The sequence below is a fragment of the Streptomyces sp. SGAir0957 genome (assembly GCF_043523415.1).
Genome location: NZ_CP027291.1, coordinates 41,597 through 59,613, shown reverse-complemented (window position 1 = coordinate 59,613; position 18,017 = coordinate 41,597). Strand labels below are relative to the sequence as shown.

The following is an 18,017-nucleotide window of genomic DNA, read 5'->3' as shown; positions in this document are numbered from 1 at the left end:
TGGCGGGTCAGGGCTGACGGTGCTCGGTGCCGGTAGCGTCGACCCAGATGACCAGGTCCTGGGCACGGTTGCTGAACCGGGCGTCGTGGACGAGCCGACCGCGCAGTTGGGCGTGGTCGAGGTCGTTGTGGGTCCACATGTCACCGCCGCGGATGGTGGGGACCTGGTAGAACGCGCCGTCGCGGGTGGCGGTGGGCCAGCCGGCGGGGTCGGTGGCGATGGCCGTGCGGACGTAGCGCCGAGCGGTGGGGCCCTTGACCGCGACCACGGCGCGGGGCGCAGTCTGCGGGGCAGCGGCCCACTGCTGGGCCCACGGGCCGAGCTGCCACCAGCGGACGGTGTTCTCGGCCAGCACGGCCGGGTCGGTTCCGGCGGCGTCGGCTTGCAGTCGATTCAGGTCTCGGTACGGCTTGGAACTATGGAACACGATCAGAACTCCGTCCAGGCTCCGTCCGAGGTCGGAGACCGTCAGCGGCTCCAAGCCGAGGCGGTGGGCGTACTCGGGAGGTGTACCGAGCGGGGTGAAGCGCCACTTCTCTCGGCGGGCGTTGACGAGCTTCGTCTTCACGCCGGCGGAAAGAACGTCGATCAGCATGCTCTCCACCACCGCGGCGGTGGCGGTGTCGGGCATCTCGGCAACGTCGATCGTGTAACCCGGGGTGTCCAGGATGGAGGCGAGCGCGGCGTTGTGGGTACCGGCCGCGTGGCTCTGCGGGCGGTCCTCGCTCTGGCCGCGCCCGATGTAGACGATGCGGTTGTCGCGATCCCGGACGGCATACACCACCGGGCGCGGGGCCAGCTTCGATGAAACGGACATGGCGGAACTCCTGACTCCGGTCTCTGGGGCCGGTTCTTGCTGGCGCGCCAGGCGTCAGCGACCGCTCTTGCGCAAGTACCGAGCGAGCGAACTGACCCGGCATCCCACGTTCGCTGTCACGAACCGGCGCTCTTCCCGACTTCGGTGACAACCGTCCCGGCTTCGCTGTCACAGGACATCTGCGGCAAGCCGCCTACACCGGTCGAAAACTCGTTCACTCCCGCTGTCACACCGTGCGCCGTCTCCACACCTGTAGCAGACGAAACCGCACACCACCTCGGGAGCAGCACGTGAACCTCACCTTGACGCCCTACACCCCCCGCCAACAGTGGGGCCTTCGCGTTGACGCGGCCCTCGCACCGACCGCGCTGCGCCAGATGGCTACCGGCGAGACCGATGAGACCGCGGCCGCCGAACTGGCCCGCCTCGCCGACCGCGCGCGGCTGATCCCCACCGCCACCGCCGGGCAGGCCCGCGGCGAGGCCCGCATCTTCCACGCCCTCATGCACGCCTACGGCCGGCACCGCGCCACGCTGGCCGGCGGCCCCTTCGGCATCCGCAGCCTCACCCCTCGCGAGGAGGAGCTGGTCGTGGGCATCGCCCCCTCCCAGCTGCCCCGCTGGATCGACGCGCTCGCCTACCGGCCGGACGGCCAGGGCGTGGCGGGACTGCGCTGGGCACGGCATCGCGAAGGCACAGCCCTGATGCTGCCCGGGATGACGCTCGTGCTGGACGGGATCGACGAGAGCACCTGGCGTGCGGCGCTCGCCGCACGCACCGACAACCTCGCCGGCCTGATGCCGTACGGGATCCCCACGGTCGTGGACGAGGCCGACCTCTCCGCCACCCAGGCGGCGGAGCTGGCCCACATCGCCGATCACCTCTCCGCCACCCTGCGCCGCATCCGCTTGGTCGACGCGCTCGCCCGCAACGGTCACGTCCACCTGCTCACGACCCATCACCTCGGAGCCCTTCACCTGATCGAGGCGTGCGAGGCCACCCCCACGGTCCTGCCGCTGTGGATCTCCCGCTCACTGCCCTTGGCCTTGTGGCCCACCGGCCGGATTCCGGTCCAGGGACCGGCCGACCCGTACGCCGCTGTCCTCGACGTCGTCACCACGATCGAGCCCGCCGCCGTGCCGCCTCGCCCCACCCACGGGCGAGCAGCCCTCGCCCTGTGCCACCTGGCGGGCATCCGCCCCGACCCCGCCCTCGTACAGGCCGCGGAGCACGCACTGGCCGTCGCCGCCCGGATCCTCGCCGACCCCGCACACGCCGGCCTGTACGACACGGGCGGCTGGGCCGGCAGCTGCCGCACCTACCCGGAGGGCTCCGTCCACGGAGCCGATCCCTGCATCCCGCCAGGCGCCGAAGAGGTCACCGCACTGCCCGACGCGGACCTGATCCGCATCGGCGACCGCGCGCTCGCCGGAGCACCGGACGACACACGTCTGATCAGCGCCGGCCAGGACGAACTCATCCACCTCCTCGACTGGGCCCTCGCCGCGGCCACTCGCCCCCGCAACCGCCCCTCCTGGAGCCAGGAGTCACTGCTCACCACGCTCCGCTCGACCCAGCCACTGCCCGGCCGCAAGGGGATCGTGGAACTCACCGCCAGCAGCACCGGCGTCTACCGCGTACGCCTCGAAGACCTCGGCCTGACCGAACTCGTCCACGAGGGCGACTCCGTGGAATGGGAACGCGAGGCCGCTCCCTCGCAGTCCGCCGCCGTCCTGCTCGCCGAGCATGCCGCGATCGAAGCCTCCGTCTGCCTGCCCTTCCAGCGCGAGCACCGCAAGCAGCGCCTCGTGCTGCCCGCACCTGCCCCGTCCGACCCCACGATCCGCAGCGTTATCGCCGGAGCCGACTACGTCCTCAGCTTCACCGCCCTTGCCAGCATCCTCGGACAGCTGCGCCACCGGGCTGACTCCTCCCAGGGGGCCGTCGACGGGCACTGGCAGACCGACTCGACCGCCCCCGGTGACCCGTACGACTACCTCGGCTCCCTCACCGCCCACGTCAGCGACTGGTTCGCCCTGCCCTCCCCCCACCACGAAGAAGACGCCAACACCGCCTCCGTCGACAGCACCCCCTACCTCCGCCACCTGGCCGCACACCGGACGGCCCTCGACCCCTTCGTCACCCGCTACCTCACCGCCGCCGACAGCCTCCCCGGAGTACGGACCTTCGAAGAGCGGCACCTGGCCGGCGCCGCCGCCCTGCGCACCACAGACCTGGCCGCCCTGGCCTGCCAAGACGTTCGTCCCGTCCGCGAACCGCTGCTGCGTCTGGTCAAGTCCATCCCGCAAGACCCCGACCAGCTGACCGCCTGGTATGAGCACCACCTCGACCAGCCGTCGTGAACCCGCATCGAGCACGGCGACACAGCGCACCGGGCGCACCGGACGTCCGATGCCCGCCCGGGCCGTAACCCCGCGCGAGGCGGCGCATCGGGCCCCACGCGCGCCGTGGTCCCGCTCGGTCCTGCCCGGCGAATGGACCGAGCCGGGACCGCTCGAGCATCCCGCGGCCAGCCGGACTGGCCGGACTTCCAGGCGCGGGCCTCGACGGCGCGCGCCCGACGGCGCTGCAGAGTACGCAGCTTGCCGTGCTGGCGACGGTGGGTCACCGCGCCGCGGAAGAGGTAACAGGTGCAGCCGCGCCCGGCGAAGCGGCACTCATGGCCGGCGTGCCACCGTGTGGACTTCGCGAGCATGCGCGTCACGGGAACCTCCTTGGTTCGGGAAGCGGCGGGACGCCCGCCGGATCGGCGGGCGCCACTGCACTGTGCCCACCGGGCCGGATCGGTCTCCCGGCGAGGCCCAGGGGCGGGTCAGTCGGACAGAACGCCGGTGAGGGTGGGCAGTCCCTGCACGGTGGTGGTCGAGGCGGAGGAGGAGAGGGCCTTGAAGGCGTGCTTCCAGCCCCGGTCCACGAGCGTGAGCAGTTCGCCCGTGGGCAGCGCCAGCGACAGTCTGCTGGAGCTGGTGTAGCCGAGCCGTTCGTAGAACCGGGTCAACTCGCGCTCGTGGCGCAGCGTCAGCGCCGTGTATCCGGCGTCGTGGAAGGTCTTTTCGGCCTGCTGAAGGAGCGCTCGGCCGATTCCCCGCCCTCGGTGGTCGGGCCGCACGGCCAGCGCGTGGACGGTCGAGAGACGGTGCACGAGGCGACGCCGTACCAGGCCGGGGGCGCGACCCGGTTTGGCGATCCAGTTCGGTGGTCCGCAGACGATGGCTCCCACCGGGCGGCCCTCGCGGTCCTCGGCGATCAGGAAGTGATTCTCCCGGTGGGACAGCGGGCCGTTGTCGGTCGTGGTCAGAGCGAACCGCATCGGTGCGAGGGCGGCAGGCACCGCCTCGGAAGGCACGTGAAGATCAACCAGCGAGGCCAGCTCGACGATGGTGTCGCCGTCGGCGGACGTCGCGGTGCGGATCCGGATGTCGGTATCGGCGACGGGAGAGGACAAGACGTGCACGGTGGGTCCTTTGCGCATCATGGCCGGACGAGCGTGGGAATCCGGCCGGTGGAGAAGACGGAGGGAGAGGGAGAGAGGGGGAGCGGCGCGCGGGCTAGTCGGCGGCCCGGACGCTCCAGCCGAAGAAGAGCCAGCTCGGCTCAGGGGCGTCGGCCAGCAGCAGCGCTCCGGAGGTGCCGGGGCGGACGCACGGCGCGTCGTCCTCGATGAGGCGGTCGGCCAGCCACTCGGCGTCGTCCTCGCTCAGCGGCGCGCCGTCGGTACCGGCGGCCGGGTCGTAGGAGGCGTTGAAGTAGCCCACATCGATGGCGCGCAGCGGGGCCCGGTCGCCGACGACGGCGACGGTCGTGACCTTCGTCAGGTCGGCGCGGGGAGCGAACGGGTCGGTGGGCTGCTCGCTGTCCTTCGCGGCGTAGGCGGCGAAGGCCCTTTGAGGCGTGGGGCCGCTCGCGGTGAAGCGGAACAGCATCGGGTACGGGTGCATGGCAGTCCTCGGAAGCTGCGGCCGCCGAAGTGGCGGCCGGTGACCGGATGTTTGAGCTGTGGCCACAGCGAAAGAAGGGGGAGAAGCGCCGTACTGCCCGGCGCGATACAGCTACAATACATAGTGAAATTAAAATTTGCAACGCATGGGCTGGAGTGACCCCAGCCGTGACGGAGAAGGGAATCTGTGTCCCGACGCCGGGCTGACGCCCCCGCAGGTCACAATGGAGGCGGTCTCAACGGCGACCGGCTACTGGGGGAGTGCTCTTTGTCCATCGACCGTCTGCAGCCCGTCCTCGCCCCCGCAGCGGCCGCCCGCACGCCCGGACAAGCAGCGATCCCGCCCTCCCGCTCAGCCGAGCCCACCCACGGGACGCCGTTGGGTGCGATGAGCACCGACGCCTTCCGCCGCGTCCTGCAACGGGCTATCTCCGGCGCCTTCTCGCCCGCCGATGCAGTGGCAGCCGAGGCCGGCCGCCGACTCGCGCGCGGCCGACTGGACGTTCCCGACCTGCGGATGTTGCTGCTGGATACCTCCGACACGGACCCCTGGTCCGCACTGCGCCGGTCGGCGCTGTCGGCCGTGGCCGCCAGCCCGGCCCTGGCCCCCAGCATCATCTCCATGCACGCCCAGGTGCTGCGGCAACCCTCGGCGACGGTCCGCGAAGACCACGACACCGGGCATCCGCTCAACTTCCTCGCCCAGGCCACGCTCACCATCGACCAGAAGACCGTCACCGGCAGCGCTCAGCGCTCCCGCAACCGCAAGGCCGCGCGGCAGCAGGCCATGACAACGCTCATCGCCGCGCTCGCCGAGCTGCCCGACCCGCTCACCGAGACCGCCGCACCGTGGCCGGAAGGCCCCGGCCCCGAGGCGCTGCCCCAGGCCCCGGCGCCCGTCGTGGAGCCCGCGCAGGGCCGGAGCCCCCTCTCGGTCATCAACGAGTTCGCCCAGGCCGGGCACTGCACGAAGCCGGTGTTCCGCGTCAGGGGGGCTGACTCCTCCTTCGCCGCAACGGTCACCGCACTCCACCGCGGGCAACCGCTCGAGGCGACAGGGGAAGGAACGAGCAAGCAAGGCGCGCGGACGACCGCCGCCGAACGACTCCTTGAGCTTCTGCAGCAAGCGCTCGCCGCCGACCTCGCTCCGCCCCCCGCACCCCGCGCCCCCGAATTCCCAGCGACTCCAACCCTGTCCGAGGCGAGCATCCCGGCGACCGGACTGCCCCGAACGAAGGAGGCGCCACCCGCCCCACCCGCAACGGCGGGCGAGCTGTTCCGCGCCCAAGCGGTCCTGCGGCGCCTCCTCGCCGAGGGCGCGGCCCTGACCCTGCTCCCCTCCCGCCATCCCGCCCGCACCGCCTGGCTCTTCTACCGCCCCGACGGCGCCCCCCTCGCCGAGGCCGAGAAGCCGGTCCCGCCCCTTCAGGCCCTCACCCGCGACCTCGTCCTGGCCGAGCCCGGCGGCATCATGCCGCGCCGCGCCACAACGACCGGCCTCGCGGCCCCGCTCGGCCTCACCCTGCCGGTCCTGCTCGCCCCCCACGATGGTGAACACACCTCGGTGACCAGCTGGCGCCACGCGCTGCGCCTCGCCTTGCACTGCGTGGCGCAGCAACGCGTCCACCCCGCTCTGACCGCCGCCGGCGAGGACTGCTGGCGCGTCGGCCCCGTCACCGAAACGCTGCGCGACACCGTCACCGCGGCCGCCGCCCAGCTGGCCCCCGAAGGCCACTGCCTCCTCGCCGGCACCACACCGGTGCGCGTCGGCGCCCCTGAGACAGCCGTGTGGGATCTGCTCGATGCCGTTGCGGACACCATGCTCCGCACTCCCGGCGCCGCCACCGTTGTCGGCCCCGGCCCCTACAGCGGACCCGCCCACCCGGACTCGCGCCCGCAGCTATGGAAGTGGGCGGACGCGATCGAGGACTCCATCGACCCGCACCCCACACCCCGCCTGATCCTGCGCATCAAACAGCCCGACACCGGCACCGGCGCCCCCCACGCACCGGCCACCCTGCACCTGGCCACCGACCCCGACAACTCCGAGGGCAGCGTCTCCGCGATCAGCGTCTGGAACGGCCAGTCCCTTCACTCCGGCCTCACCCCCGCGCTCCTGCCCGGCGTACGCCGGGCGCTGCGCCGCGCCGCCCGTGTCTGTCCGTCACTCGAAGCCCTCGCCACGCAGGACCACCCCAACGGCATCAACTTGAGCGCGGAGGACCTGGCCGAACTCCACCGCGGTGCCGCGGCCCCGCTCGAAGAACTCGGCATCACCCTGTCCTGGCCGGCCCACCTCACCGGCGCACTGTCCGCCACCGCCGTCCTCGGATCCCACGATGAACTGGACGCGCCGCAGCCCGGCAGCGGTCTTCTCGCCCTTGAGCGGCTGGTGGACTGCCGCTGGCACATCAACCTCGACGGCGACCCGCTCACCGACGACGAGATGACCACCCTCGCCGAGGCCGCCTGGCCCCTTATCCAGCTCCGCGGCCGCTGGCTACTGATCGACCCCGACACCCAACGGCGCGCCCGCGCCCGGGCCCTGCCGCCTCTGCCGTCCCTCGACGCACTCACAGCCGCCCTGTCCGGCAGCCTGACCCTCAACGGCGAAGCCCTCGACGCCCGGCCCGCCGGAGCCCTCGCCGCACTCGTCGACGCACTCCGCCAGGCCCCGGAAACTCCCCAGCCAGTCGCTCCTCCTGCCAGCCTGATGGCGACGCTGCGCCACTACCAGGAACGCGCCCTGTCCTGGCTGACACACACCCTCGGCCTCGGCTTCGGCGCGCTCCTGGCCGACGACATGGGCCTCGGCAAGACATTGACGACCATCGCCTTGCACCTGCACCGCGCTGAGACCACCGCACCCGGACCGACCCTCGTCGTGTGCCCGGCGTCCCTGGTGACCAACTGGCACAGGGAGATCACCCGCTTCGCCCCCGACACGACTGTCGTGCGCTACCACGGAGCCGACCGCGCGCTCGCCACCGACCGCCTCGACCACCACACCATCGTCATCACCACCTACGGCACGGCCCGCCGCGACACCCCCACGCTGGCCGCCGTCACATGGGGCCTGGTCGTCGCCGACGAAGCCCAGCACATCAAGAACCCGGCCGCCGCCACCGCCAAGGCCCTGCGCGAACTGCCAGCCCACGCCCGGCTGGCGGTCACCGGAACACCCGCGGAGAACAACCTCACCGAACTGTGGGCGATCCTCGACTGGACCAACCCCCACCTCTTCGGTACCCGCACCGCTTTCCGCGCGCGCTACGCCGCCGTGGAGAAAGACCCCGCCTCACCGGCTGCCGCACGGCTGACCCGGCTCATCGGGCCGTTCATGCTGCGCCGGCGCAAGTCCGACCCGGGCATCGCCCCCGAGCTGCCCGGCAAGGTGCACCACCACCGCATCGTCGCCCTCACCGACGAGCAGACCGGACTGTACGAGGCAACCGTCCGCGCCACCCTGGACGAGATCTCCGTCAGCACGGGAATCGAGCGTCGCGGACTGGTCCTGAAACTTCTGCAGTCCCTGCGCCAGATCTGCAACACCCCCACCCTCTACCTCAAGGAGCCTCTCGACGGCGCCGATCCGGGCGACCTAGCCCTTCGCTCGGGCAAGCTGTCCGCCCTGGACGAGCTCCTCCCCACGCTGTCCGACCGCGGCGAGGCAGCCCTGATCTTCACCGGGTACGTACAGATGGGCCGCATCCTCGAGCACCACCTGAACGCCCGCGGGCGCTCCACCTACTTCCTCCACGGCGGCACCCCTCCCGCCCGGCGCCAGGACCTCGTCGACGCCTTCCAGAACGACCCCGACCCCGCCCCCTTGTTCATCCTGTCCGTCAAGGCCGCCGGCACCGGTCTCAACCTGACCCGAGCCGAGCACGTCGTCCACTACGATCGTCCCTGGAACCCGGCCGTCGAGGACCAGGCCACCGACCGCGCCCACCGGATCGGCCAGCGCCGCACCGTCCAGGTCCACCACCTGATCACCGAAGGCACCGTGGAAGACCACATCGCCGAACTCCTGGCCCGCAAACGCGCGTTGACCGACGCCGTCCTCACCGGCGGTGAAGGCGCCCTGGCCGACCTCGATGACACCGAGCTCGCCGCTCTCGTCACCCTGGGGACCCGATGACCTCCGCAAGTTCCCGCAGCATGGCACCCCTCGTCGCCGCCTGGAAACAGCACTTCCACCTGGCCACAGACGGATCCAGCTCCTACAACAAGGGGCTCAACCTTCACCGCCAAGGCGCGGTCGGCCAGATCTACGCCGCCCCCGGCCAACTCGCCGCCCCCGTTGCAGCGAAGAAGGCCACCCACAAGACCGCGCTGCTGCTGCCCGAACTCACCGCAACACAGTGGGACACCCTGGTCAGCAGGCTCACACAGATCCCTCAGGCCGTCGCCGATCTCCTCGCCAACCGCATCCCCGCCGCCGTCGCCGACCCCGGACTCGCCGGCGACATGGCCATCGTCCCGCGCCCCGAGGAGATCACCTTCTCCTGCTCCTGCCCCGTCGGCCACACCGGCCGGGTCTGCGACCACAGCGCCGCCCTCGGTCATGCCGTGGCCGAGCGCCTCGCGAACGCCGCGTCGCTGCTGCTCACCGCCCGCGGCATGACCGCCCGAGAACTCGCCGCTCTCGTGCGCGACAGCCTGGACGGCACCGGACCAGGCCCACTCCCCCCAAGCACGGACGGAACCGTCCGCGCCGATCAGCTCTTCGCCCTGGCAGCCCACCGCCCCCCTTTCCCACCGGCTCCCGACGCCGAGCTGGACGCCACCGCCCCGCTCACCGCCACCCTGGACGACCCACCCGCACCCTGTCCCTCAGCAGACGACCTGACACGGATGACAAAGGACGCCGCCGACCGAGCCCGCGCCCTGCTCACCGGCACCGTGGAACAGCCCCACGACGCACTGGCTGACACCGTACGCATTCTGGCCACCCCCGACGGCGTCAGGCGACTGCCCCACGTCGCGCAGACGACCGGACACACCGAGGCCACCCTGCGGACGATGATGATCGGATACCGTCACGGTGGCCCGGCCGGCGCCCACGCCGCCCTCGCCGCGGCCCCCGTCGCCGCCGATGACCTCGAGCGGGCACGCGCGACCGTCCTCGCCTCCCGCGCCGTCGGCCTGGGAACGATCGACATCGACAGCGGCACACTCACCGACACGACCGCCGGAGTCCAGATCCGGCCCGGCCCCGACGGCCGGTGGCACCCCTTCACACACTGGCGCACCGGCGAGTGGCGTCCCGCTCCCGGAGCCTGCGACGATCCCGCCGAGGCATACCGCGCAGCACGGCGCGCCCGCGCCGCACGCCCGCTCAGGCGATAGCCCGGCAGACAGCCAAATCGTTCCGATCCGAAAGACCCCCGCATGCCCCTGGACCTACAAATCGGCGTACGCGTCTACCAGTTCATCGTGGACCGTCTTGAGGAGCGGAGGCGCGAGCAGTATCCGCACGGCCGCGAGACATACGCGGACGATTGGACCGCCGCCCACGACCTGGAGAAGGACTTCGCCACAGCCGTACATGCTCACGACAACAGCACAGCCGAGCGGCTTCTCCACGAGCTGTGGGACATGGCTGCTCAGTGGCGAGACCATCCTCAGCACCCCGCCGACACCGACGACGGGCACACGGTTCCGGAGACCCGGCCATGAGGCGGCAATGGATCCTTCCCATCGGCACGATCGCCGTCATGGTGGTACTCACACCCACCGTGCTCCGCACCAGCAGCACGTCCTGGATCATCGGATGGTCTGCCATCCTCGTCGGGGCCATCGCCGTGCTGGTGCTGCTCGTCCTTGCAGAACGCCTCTCCCCGCCGGCAGATCGAGCGACCATCCCGAGCCCTACGACACCCTCAAAGCCTGAATAGCGCGTGCCGCGCGGAAGCCGACCGGCAGGCCGCCGGGAATGCGAATGGTGCGCTTGGGCGACTGCGGTTGCGGGAATCCATCGCAACACAACATCGTTGGTTCAGAGAGCTGTTGGAGTCCATGGGGGAGGGGACGACAGTTGTCCAGCGGACGCGTACGGCTCAGTGGCGGATCGTCTTGGCAGACCGATTTCCGGCGCCGTACGACAGGGCGTCCGGTGCTGTCCGCCATGGAGATCGCCACGATCCGGCGCGACTTGAACCACACCCTGACGGAGCTGGGGCGGGCGATCGACAAGCTCGCCGTGGCCCGGGCAGCCGACCTCTACGCCCTGGCCTGGCAGCAGGCCGCACAGGCGCCGCCGAGCGAGACTCGACAACAGCGCGCTCAGCTGGCGGAGTACAAGGAGATCCTCGCCTCTCGTCGCTGGCAGGAAGCAGAGCGCCGGCAGGCCGCGGATCGGCCGTCTCAGCCGGTGCCGGAGCAGGAGCCGCGTACGGTGCGCCGACCACGCCCGGCGGCCGAGCCGGCGCCGGTGCGCCCGGCGGTGGTGTGGTCTTCGGACAAGACGCCCGAGCAGTCCACGCCGTCGAGTCCCGGTCCGCGACGGCGCACAGCGCCGCGGACCGGTCCCGCGCCCGTCGTCTCCCGGCGCCCGGCATCCGGGCCGGAGCCGGCCCTGCTGGAATCCGGGGCGCTGTGGGAGATCGCCACTCAGCTGCGGTCGCATCTGGAGCAGGTCGCGCACGCCGGCGCCACGACGACCTGGCCCACGATTCGACGGCGTCTTCCGGGACTTCCCCGTCTCCATCGCGACGACGAGAGCGTCGTTCTCTGGCTGGTCGACGAAGAGCGCCGCGACAGCGAGCCGCTGCTCGCCGCCCTCGTCACCGTCGGGGACCGGCAGATGCATCCCCGATTCCCGGCGATCGCTGAGCAGCTCGGCCTGTCCACCGGGCGTACCCCGGCGCAGCAGCGGGCCGCGTGGGGCTACGAGGTCTTGAGGGCGCATCAGCACTGGCGTCACCGTCGCTGACGAGCCGCGACGCGCCGACGGAATCGCCCAGGCAGCCCGGGCCCACATGCGGCACGTCCAGCCGTGACCTGTCGCCCGACCTGCCGTTGAACACGCGAGTCGCCTGTCTCGTCATTCCGCCTGCAAGTGAAGTGGAGCTGTCCGTGCCGGTTCTCACGGTCCCGTCCGCCACCACCGTGCCGTCCGGGCCCGTGCTTTCTGGAGATCGCCGCCCTGTCGAGCTGGCCGTCGTGGACGACGCGCTCCGCGCGGAGGACCCGGAAGTCCTGGTGCGAGCCGACGTCCCCCAGCCCGACGGCTCGGTGCGCCTGTACTCGGCCTGGACCGACGGCGGCGGGCCTCTGGCCGACCACATCGACCGCGTCGCGCTCGCGCGCGGGCTGGACGCCTGGTCCTGGGTGGAGATCCTCACGCACTCGGCCCGCACCACCCACCGCGGCCGGATCGAGGTGCGTACCCACCCGCTGCGGCAGATCCTCGCCGACGTCGAACGCGGACACCGGGGCAACGAGGAGTACCGGGCCAGCCTTGCCCGGCTGCTGGCCGACGATGCCCTGCGGGCCGGCCGCCCACCGCTGTCCGCGCCCGGCATCCCCGCCTGGGTGGGCGTCGGCCCCCTACTGTGGCACCGCTATCTAGGAGGCGACCCGGTCGTCGAGCGGCACTGGCTCGGCCGCTGAAGAGAGGACCGCACAGTGCCCGCGACGTTCAGCACCATGACGCCCGGCAACCCGGCGAACGAGGCGTACGCCCGCCTCATGCACGGCGCCGCCCTTGCCGATGCCACCCGGCTCACGCGCGAGGAAGAGCAGCGCTGCCAGGAGGAGTTCTCCCGGATCTGGGAGCAGCTGTTGTGCAACGCCGAGGTGACCAAGTGGCTGGCCCCTGGGCAGGACCTGAGCTGGCGCGGCGGGACACCGCGCCGGTCGCTGCGCGCCAAGGGCGGGCGCACCACGGACCTGGTCCGGCTCATCCCCTGGGTTCTGCGGGAGAAGCTGTCCGGCGACGTGTTCTACGAGGACACCGCCCGGCGCGAGGAACAGGTCACCAGCGGGCACGGACTGGAGCCGGGCGACGCCGCCAGCATCCGCTTCAGGAGCACGAACCCGGCCACCGCCGACGGCCAGCCGCTGCCGCCCGGTCGGGAGTCCGAGGTCGAGCGGTTCCTCGACCTGCAGGCGATGCTCGCGGCCTACACCGCCACGCCGCACTTCGTCCCTGCCTCCGAAGCATTCGACGCCGCCACGGGTCTGCCGCCGGAGCCCGAAGCACAGCTGCGGCTGACGGCCGAGGCCGTCATGGTCTTCCACGACGGCGTCCCGCTCCCGACAGTCATCGCCGACGACGAGGCTCTCCACGCCCACGCCGCCGCTCGCTTCGACACCGTCCACGACACGCTCTTCGACGGCAGCCCGCTCGTGATGGGCGGAGTCGTCCTGGCCCTCCCGGATGACGGCACTGACCAGGCGCTGCTGTTCAACCCGCTCGTCGGGTGGCTGATCATCGCCAACCGTCTGCACGATGGCCGGTACGCGTGGGCGCTGCACCCGGTCCACCGGCTCGACACCAACCCGGGGCCCGCCGCCCGCGTGTTGCGCAACTACGCCGGCTTGAACGCGCTGGAGAGGTGGGACACACCGCCACGGATCCCCGGCCAGGCCCGGACCACGGGCAAGAGCAAGAAAAACCAGATGTCGGCGGCGGAGCGCCGTCGGCAGCAGCTCGAGCAGGCCGCCCGCACCCAACAGGCCCGGGCGGGCGCGCTCCTCGGCGTGAGGGTGCTCTCCTTCACCGCTCCGCCCCACGATGTCGCCGAGACCACCCCCACCCCGCCGAGCGAGTCGACCCGGGCGCCCGCTCAGTACCGCGACTGGAGGCGTGCTCACTGGACCCGCAACACCCGCGTCCACTTGCTCGACGAGCACGGCCGGCCCTCCGGACCGGTCTACGGGCCGGACGCCATCGAAGGCGTCACCTTCACCCGGCGCCGTACCCGGGTCCGCGGAACCTGGATCAACGAACACCTCCCCGACCGCCCCGGCCAGAGACCGGTGTATGCGGTCGATGCGCGCCTGACCCGTACGCCTGCTGACGGCACCTGACCACGCCGACGAGCGGAAACGCATGATGATCACCGGCACCCGGGCCCTGAAGTCGCCTATGCCGGACAAGAGTTACTCCTCGCGGTTCGCCAACCATGCGATCCACGCACCGTCAGGGGCCCGACCAAGGTGAAGTGCCGGCACGTGACCAGCGGCGCGTGCACAGATCCGGCCATAGGCACCGTGCCGGTCAGAACATAGCCGGGCCAGTTCACCGGGAGACAGCGCCGTCAAGTCGTCCGGCAACTCCTGGCCCATCGCGGTCGCGCGCGCCTGCGCCCCGCGACGTCGTTCGACGGCGTCGACGCGCTCGGCGACCAGGCGCGCCCAGCGCAGATCGGTGTCATCACCGGCGGGGGTGTACAAGCATTGCTGCTCACCGTGCTCCTCGAACTCATCGAGGAGCTTCATCCCGATCGACTCCAGCAGCCGCCTCGATGCGGCGTTCGCCGCCTGAGTGACCGCAACCAGAGGGCCATCGGCGGGCACTGCCTCCGTCCACCAACTGACGGCCGCCGCCACCGCTTCCCGCCCCAGCCCCCTGCCCCAGGCATCCGGGAGCATCTGGTACGAGACCTCGGCAGCACCGTCGCACCTGTGGTCGGGGCCGATGACGACCAGGCCGACCGCCAGGCCGTCGGTCACCCGGACAACGGTCCAGGATCCTGCTGTCGCCGGGTACGAGGCCTGCCGCGCGGCGACGCGCTCCTCCGAGGCCGGGCCGCCGAGAAATGCGCGGACCCTGGTGTCGGTCAGCAGCTCGCGTACGAGGGAGGCGTCCTCGACGGTGACCGGTCGCAGGTGGAGACGGTCGGTGCGTAGCTCGGTCGGCCACACGAGTCCCAAGGCGACGTCGACGGAAGTCATGGGGCCAGCCTGCCAGCCGCCGACCCGGCGGCGGGCCCGTGCAGCAGAACACCGTCCGACCGAGGGTTCCTGTCGTCTTCCCGATGCGCGCCCTGTCCAGGGAGGGCTGTTCGCACCCCCCCCGGGGTACATGAGTCAGGGCTTCGCGGGCGGATCGACGTACTCAATCCCGTGGGCTGCTCCGACTCTCATGGCCAGGGACCGGGGCGCTGCCTGGGGGTGTGCGGCGATCCAGGCGCACACGGCCGGCTCAAGTCCTTCGGGGTTTCCTGGGAGCGTCGAGTGGCAGACGGTCCAGCCCTCGTCGTACGTGCCATCCGGACGGAGGCCAAGCAGCTCGCGGCGGCGTTCGCTGCTCAGGCAGGTTCCGGGGCGGCCGATGCACGTGGTGCATTTCCCGCTCATCACACGGATCTTGCCCGTCTCCGGATTGAGAACAGACGGGGCTGGCGGCTCGAGCCCGGCAGCCGGCTGGTCCTGCACCGTGGCTGGTGTGGCTCGCGGTTCCCGATTCGTGGGGTCCTCGAAGTACGCACGCAGGCTGACGAAGCCGCCGTCGTGTGCGGAGCGAGCACTCAGCTCTGTGTCTGCGCGCTCGGCTGCTGCCCCGCCGGAGCCTGCTTCTGAGCCATTACGGCCCAGGACTCCAGTGATGGGGGAGAACGTCGGTGAGGAATCTGCGAATCGGTCCACCGCTTCATCTTGCCCCGAGCCCGCCGTCGTCGGGGAGGCATTTCGAGTCCCGCTGATGCTCGGGCTCACGAACGATAGAGGGAGGGGCGCCACCCCCGGCAGTCCTCGGCACGCGCGCCCTCTCCCGCCCCTTTGGGCTGACGCGGGAAGCAGGCGATTCTCCGTTTTTGCCCCACGGGGAAGCCAAACAGTGAACGATGGTGATCATGATGCACGGGGACATCGGAAACAGACCGCCGCTCGACCGCACGGACGCCTTCACGGCCTTGGAGGCTGCCCTCCAGCGGTGGGGAGCCGATGTGCCAGAGGACCCAGGAGCGGGTGAACTGGCACAGCTACTGGACGAGATCGTGGAACGTCTGCATGGGGATCGCAGCAACGAGCAGTCGCAGTCGGCCGCCGAGCTCCTGGCCCAGGCGGCCGAGGCACTGCGGGCAGTGGCCCGGCTCGGCAGCCTCCTGCCGGCAATCTCGTTGTGGCACCTGAGGACCGCGCTGCGGCAAGAAGCTGTCGCCCGCGGCCAGCTCGCCGAGCAGAGCGATCCCCGGTCGGCCGTGTCCCCGCTCTAGCCCGCGTCTCGAGTCGACGACCGCACGCATTTCGCAGCACGGCGGCAGGAGAGGCGGGCGCCGGCGAGCCTGGCGGAACTGCAGGTGCGTGGCGGCCCGTGCTCGGCTCACTTGGAGCGCGACTGCGTGTAGCCGGTGATCCGGTCGACGTCGTGGTGCATGAGACCGGACAGGCTCTGGCCCGCCCACAGGGCGAAGCTCAGCGCGACTTCGCGGGCGTCTTCCAGTTGGGAGTCCGGGCGGAGATAGGCGAGATACGGCGAGGCAAGCCGGGCTGCGTGCTCTGCGGCCGCGGTACTCGGGCTGCGCGTGGCGACGACGGACATGATCTCCACGCAGGTGGGACCAGCAGGATGCGCATGCCGCTGCGCCAGACTGACCTGATCGCCGAATTCGCGCAGCCACGCATCGAAGGCGTCTTGATTTTGCACGAGTTGCTGGAGGCGGTAGGCGCACCACTCGGTCGCCAGCCACTCGACGAGCAGCATCGAGTCCACGCGGAGGGTGCCGGCGGCGTGCCACGTTTCCAAGGCCGCGGTCAGCGCGGGGTACAGCTCGTCGGGCGGAGGGGGACTTCCGTCCGTCCGGTCGTGATGAGCGGCCTCATCGCGGGCGGTCATCTCGATCAAGGCGAAGGCGGTGTCGCGCGGATCGGGGCGCGTGATGGCGTCCGGCATAGCGGCTCCGATGGGGTGTGGGGGTGTGCTGCCGAGCGCCCGCACTGGCTTTGTGAGTAGACGAGTTGGGCCGATCGGCGGTCCGGTTCAGGACGGGATGAGGTAGTAGCCGGTCTTTCGCCGCGTGCCCTGTTGCGTCTGGACCGTCTCGTGGAAGTAGCTGACGGGTATGTCATATTGCAGGCCGGGTTGATGCGCATTGTGTACCCGCACGGACCTGCTTCCCGGCTCGTACTCGTCGACGACGACCGTCTCCGGGTAGACGGATGTCGCCCCGCCTCGGCATGTGGTGTAGGTCTGCTTGCTCTCGACGCGATGCACGACGCCCCTCTCGACGAGCGCACCCTATCGGGGCGCCGGGCTGCTGCATGGCCGGCCGTTCCGTGGTGCTGGCTGGGTGTGTGGCAGGCGGTCCCGCAGCGTCTGCAGGAGGTCACGGGCCGCCAGCGCGTCGCCGAGAGCGCGGTGCTTGCCGCCGAGCCGGAGGCGGGTGGTGGTGTTCAGCCACATCGAGCGGCGCTTCATCAGACACTGCCATGCCTGTGCCGAACGCAGACGACCTGCGTCGGCGCCGACGGACCGGGCATGGCCGACGATCATCCGCTGGTCGAAGGCGCTGTTGTACGCGAGCACGGTCCGGTCACCGACCGCGGCCAGGACCTCAGGAAGCACCGCGCTCCAGGGGCGGGCGTCGGCGACCTCCGCGTTGGTGATGCCGTGCACCCGGCTGGCCGCGAGGGGAATGGACATGCCCGGCCCTGGGTGGACGAGGGTATCGACCAGGACTGAGCCGTCGTACGCGTCGACAGCGGCGACTTCGACGACGCGGTCGTCAGCGTTCAAGCCGGTGGTCTCGACGTCCAGGACACAGGCGACGCCGGGCTGGAGCATCTGGTGGGCCCAGTGCATCGTCCGTCCCACCGGGCCGAGCAGCACCAGCCGCTGCGCGTCGACCGCGCGAACGAGCCGGCGCGGCAGCAACGTCTTGACCGACTCCAGGTCTGGGCCGCCGCCGCGCAACGGTGCCCAGTCGAGCGTCCACCGGTCCACCGTGCTGCTGTACCGGGCCCAGGCGTCCACCCCCTGGTTCCTCAGTCTCGCGGTGACCACGTCTACCAGTCGGTCCCGCTCGGCCATGGGTCCGGCGAGCTCCCGCCAGGGCGAGGGCCGGCGGGCGTCAGTACGACGCGCCGCCTCCCAGTCGAGCGGCAGGCCGAGGACGGTGTCGAGCGCCGCGGCACCGAACTGAAGCGCCCCGGCCGTGCTGCGCCCCGCGGCCGACAGGTGACCGGCCTCCACGAGATAGTCGAGCTCCCGCCGTCGTAGTCCCAGGTACCGGGCGGCTTGTTCGGGTCCGAGAGCCCGATCGTCATCGACTCCCGCAGGTGCCGGCACTG

Annotated in this window: 15 protein-coding genes; 8 read left to right on the top strand and 7 right to left on the bottom strand. The window is 71.2% G+C overall.

Annotated elements, in window-relative coordinates; genetic code table 11:
- Window positions 1-7: 7 nt before the first annotated feature.
- On the bottom strand, window positions 8-817 hold the full coding sequence (locus C1N81_RS02770; RefSeq protein ID WP_394426359.1) for a hypothetical protein: 810 nt from the start codon (window positions 815-817) through the stop codon (window positions 8-10).
- Window positions 818-1,107: 290 nt separating this feature from the next.
- On the opposite strand from C1N81_RS02770, the gene C1N81_RS02765 reads away from it, so the two are divergent.
- Window positions 1,108-3,180, top strand: coding sequence for a hypothetical protein (locus tag C1N81_RS02765; RefSeq protein WP_394426356.1), 2,073 nt, complete (start codon window positions 1,108-1,110; stop codon window positions 3,178-3,180).
- A gap of 470 nt (window positions 3,181-3,650) precedes the next feature.
- Here the strand turns inward: C1N81_RS02765 and C1N81_RS02760 are convergent, their stop codons facing one another.
- Together C1N81_RS02760 and C1N81_RS02755 are read right to left on the bottom strand one after the other, a co-directional pair.
- A complete protein-coding gene (locus C1N81_RS02760) occupies window positions 3,651-4,292 on the bottom strand; it encodes a GNAT family N-acetyltransferase (protein ID WP_394426355.1) in 642 nt (213 codons plus the stop codon).
- 94 nt (window positions 4,293-4,386) lie between these two features.
- Window positions 4,387-4,776 carry a hypothetical protein gene (locus C1N81_RS02755; protein WP_394426353.1) on the bottom strand — a complete coding sequence of 130 codons (390 nt, stop codon included), beginning with the start codon at window positions 4,774-4,776 and terminating at the stop codon, window positions 4,387-4,389.
- Between the two features lie 267 nt (window positions 4,777-5,043).
- On the opposite strand from C1N81_RS02755, the gene C1N81_RS02750 reads away from it, so the two are divergent.
- The 6 genes from C1N81_RS02750 (at window position 5,044) to C1N81_RS02725 (ending at window position 13,814) form a co-directional block, all read left to right on the top strand.
- On the top strand, window positions 5,044-8,916 hold the full coding sequence (locus tag C1N81_RS02750) for a DEAD/DEAH box helicase (protein ID WP_394426350.1): 3,873 nt from the start codon (window positions 5,044-5,046) through the stop codon (window positions 8,914-8,916).
- On the top strand, window positions 8,913-10,127 hold the full coding sequence (locus C1N81_RS02745) for a hypothetical protein (protein WP_394426349.1): 1,215 nt from the start codon (window positions 8,913-8,915) through the stop codon (window positions 10,125-10,127). The genes C1N81_RS02750 and C1N81_RS02745 overlap by 4 nt, the downstream gene beginning before the upstream one ends.
- Window positions 10,128-10,169: 42 nt before the next feature.
- Window positions 10,170-10,457: a hypothetical protein gene (locus C1N81_RS02740; RefSeq protein ID WP_394426347.1), complete on the top strand. Its 288-nt coding sequence runs from the start codon at window positions 10,170-10,172 to the stop codon at window positions 10,455-10,457.
- A 448-nt stretch (window positions 10,458-10,905) separates the two neighbouring features.
- On the top strand, window positions 10,906-11,712 hold the full coding sequence (locus tag C1N81_RS02735; RefSeq protein ID WP_394426346.1) for a hypothetical protein: 807 nt from the start codon (window positions 10,906-10,908) through the stop codon (window positions 11,710-11,712).
- 143 nt (window positions 11,713-11,855) lie between these two features.
- On the top strand, window positions 11,856-12,392 hold the full coding sequence (locus C1N81_RS02730) for a hypothetical protein (protein ID WP_394426344.1): 537 nt from the start codon (window positions 11,856-11,858) through the stop codon (window positions 12,390-12,392).
- Between the two features lie 15 nt (window positions 12,393-12,407).
- Window positions 12,408-13,814, top strand: a complete 1,407-nt coding sequence (locus C1N81_RS02725) for a hypothetical protein (RefSeq protein ID WP_394426343.1) — start codon at window positions 12,408-12,410, stop codon at window positions 13,812-13,814.
- Between the two features lie 72 nt (window positions 13,815-13,886).
- Here the strand turns inward: C1N81_RS02725 and C1N81_RS02720 are convergent, their stop codons facing one another.
- Window positions 13,887-14,681 (bottom strand): GNAT family N-acetyltransferase, encoded by a 795-nt coding sequence (locus C1N81_RS02720; protein WP_394426342.1) that lies wholly within the window; start codon window positions 14,679-14,681, stop codon window positions 13,887-13,889.
- A gap of 890 nt (window positions 14,682-15,571) precedes the next feature.
- Between C1N81_RS02720 and C1N81_RS02715 the strand changes: the two genes are divergently transcribed.
- Entirely contained in the window at window positions 15,572-15,943 is a 372-nt protein-coding gene (locus C1N81_RS02715) for a hypothetical protein (protein ID WP_394426340.1), read from the top strand.
- A 107-nt stretch (window positions 15,944-16,050) separates the two neighbouring features.
- Here C1N81_RS02715 and C1N81_RS02710 read toward each other — a convergent pair whose 3' ends face one another.
- From C1N81_RS02710 to C1N81_RS02700, 3 genes are all read right to left on the bottom strand, one after another.
- Window positions 16,051-16,620, bottom strand: coding sequence for a hypothetical protein (locus C1N81_RS02710; RefSeq protein WP_394426338.1), 570 nt, complete (start codon window positions 16,618-16,620; stop codon window positions 16,051-16,053).
- 87 nt (window positions 16,621-16,707) lie between these two features.
- A complete protein-coding gene (locus tag C1N81_RS02705; RefSeq protein WP_394426336.1) occupies window positions 16,708-16,941 on the bottom strand; it encodes a hypothetical protein in 234 nt (77 codons plus the stop codon).
- A gap of 24 nt (window positions 16,942-16,965) precedes the next feature.
- Complete coding sequence (locus C1N81_RS02700; RefSeq protein WP_394426334.1) at window positions 16,966-17,919, bottom strand: 3'-5' exonuclease; 954 nt, start codon at window positions 17,917-17,919, stop codon at window positions 16,966-16,968.
- Window positions 17,920-18,017: the final 98 nt, after the last annotated feature.

Bases quoted from the DNA above. Each gene is read 5' to 3' on its own strand.
- C1N81_RS02740 (WP_394426347.1), top strand. From the start codon at position 10,170: ATGCCCCTGGACCTACAAATCGGCGTACGCGTCTACCAGTTCATCGTG.
- C1N81_RS02755 (WP_394426353.1), bottom strand. From the start codon at position 4,776: ATGCACCCGTACCCGATGCTGTTCCGCTTCACCGCGAGCGGCCCCACG.
- C1N81_RS02710 (WP_394426338.1), bottom strand. From the start codon at position 16,620: ATGCCGGACGCCATCACGCGCCCCGATCCGCGCGACACCGCCTTCGCC.
- C1N81_RS02715 (WP_394426340.1), top strand. From the start codon at position 15,572: ATGGTGATCATGATGCACGGGGACATCGGAAACAGACCGCCGCTCGAC.
- C1N81_RS02735 (WP_394426346.1), top strand. From the start codon at position 10,906: ATGGAGATCGCCACGATCCGGCGCGACTTGAACCACACCCTGACGGAG.
- C1N81_RS02745 (WP_394426349.1), top strand. From the start codon at position 8,913: ATGACCTCCGCAAGTTCCCGCAGCATGGCACCCCTCGTCGCCGCCTGG.
- C1N81_RS02720 (WP_394426342.1), bottom strand. From the start codon at position 14,681: ATGACTTCCGTCGACGTCGCCTTGGGACTCGTGTGGCCGACCGAGCTA.
- C1N81_RS02770 (WP_394426359.1), bottom strand. From the start codon at position 817: ATGTCCGTTTCATCGAAGCTGGCCCCGCGCCCGGTGGTGTATGCCGTC.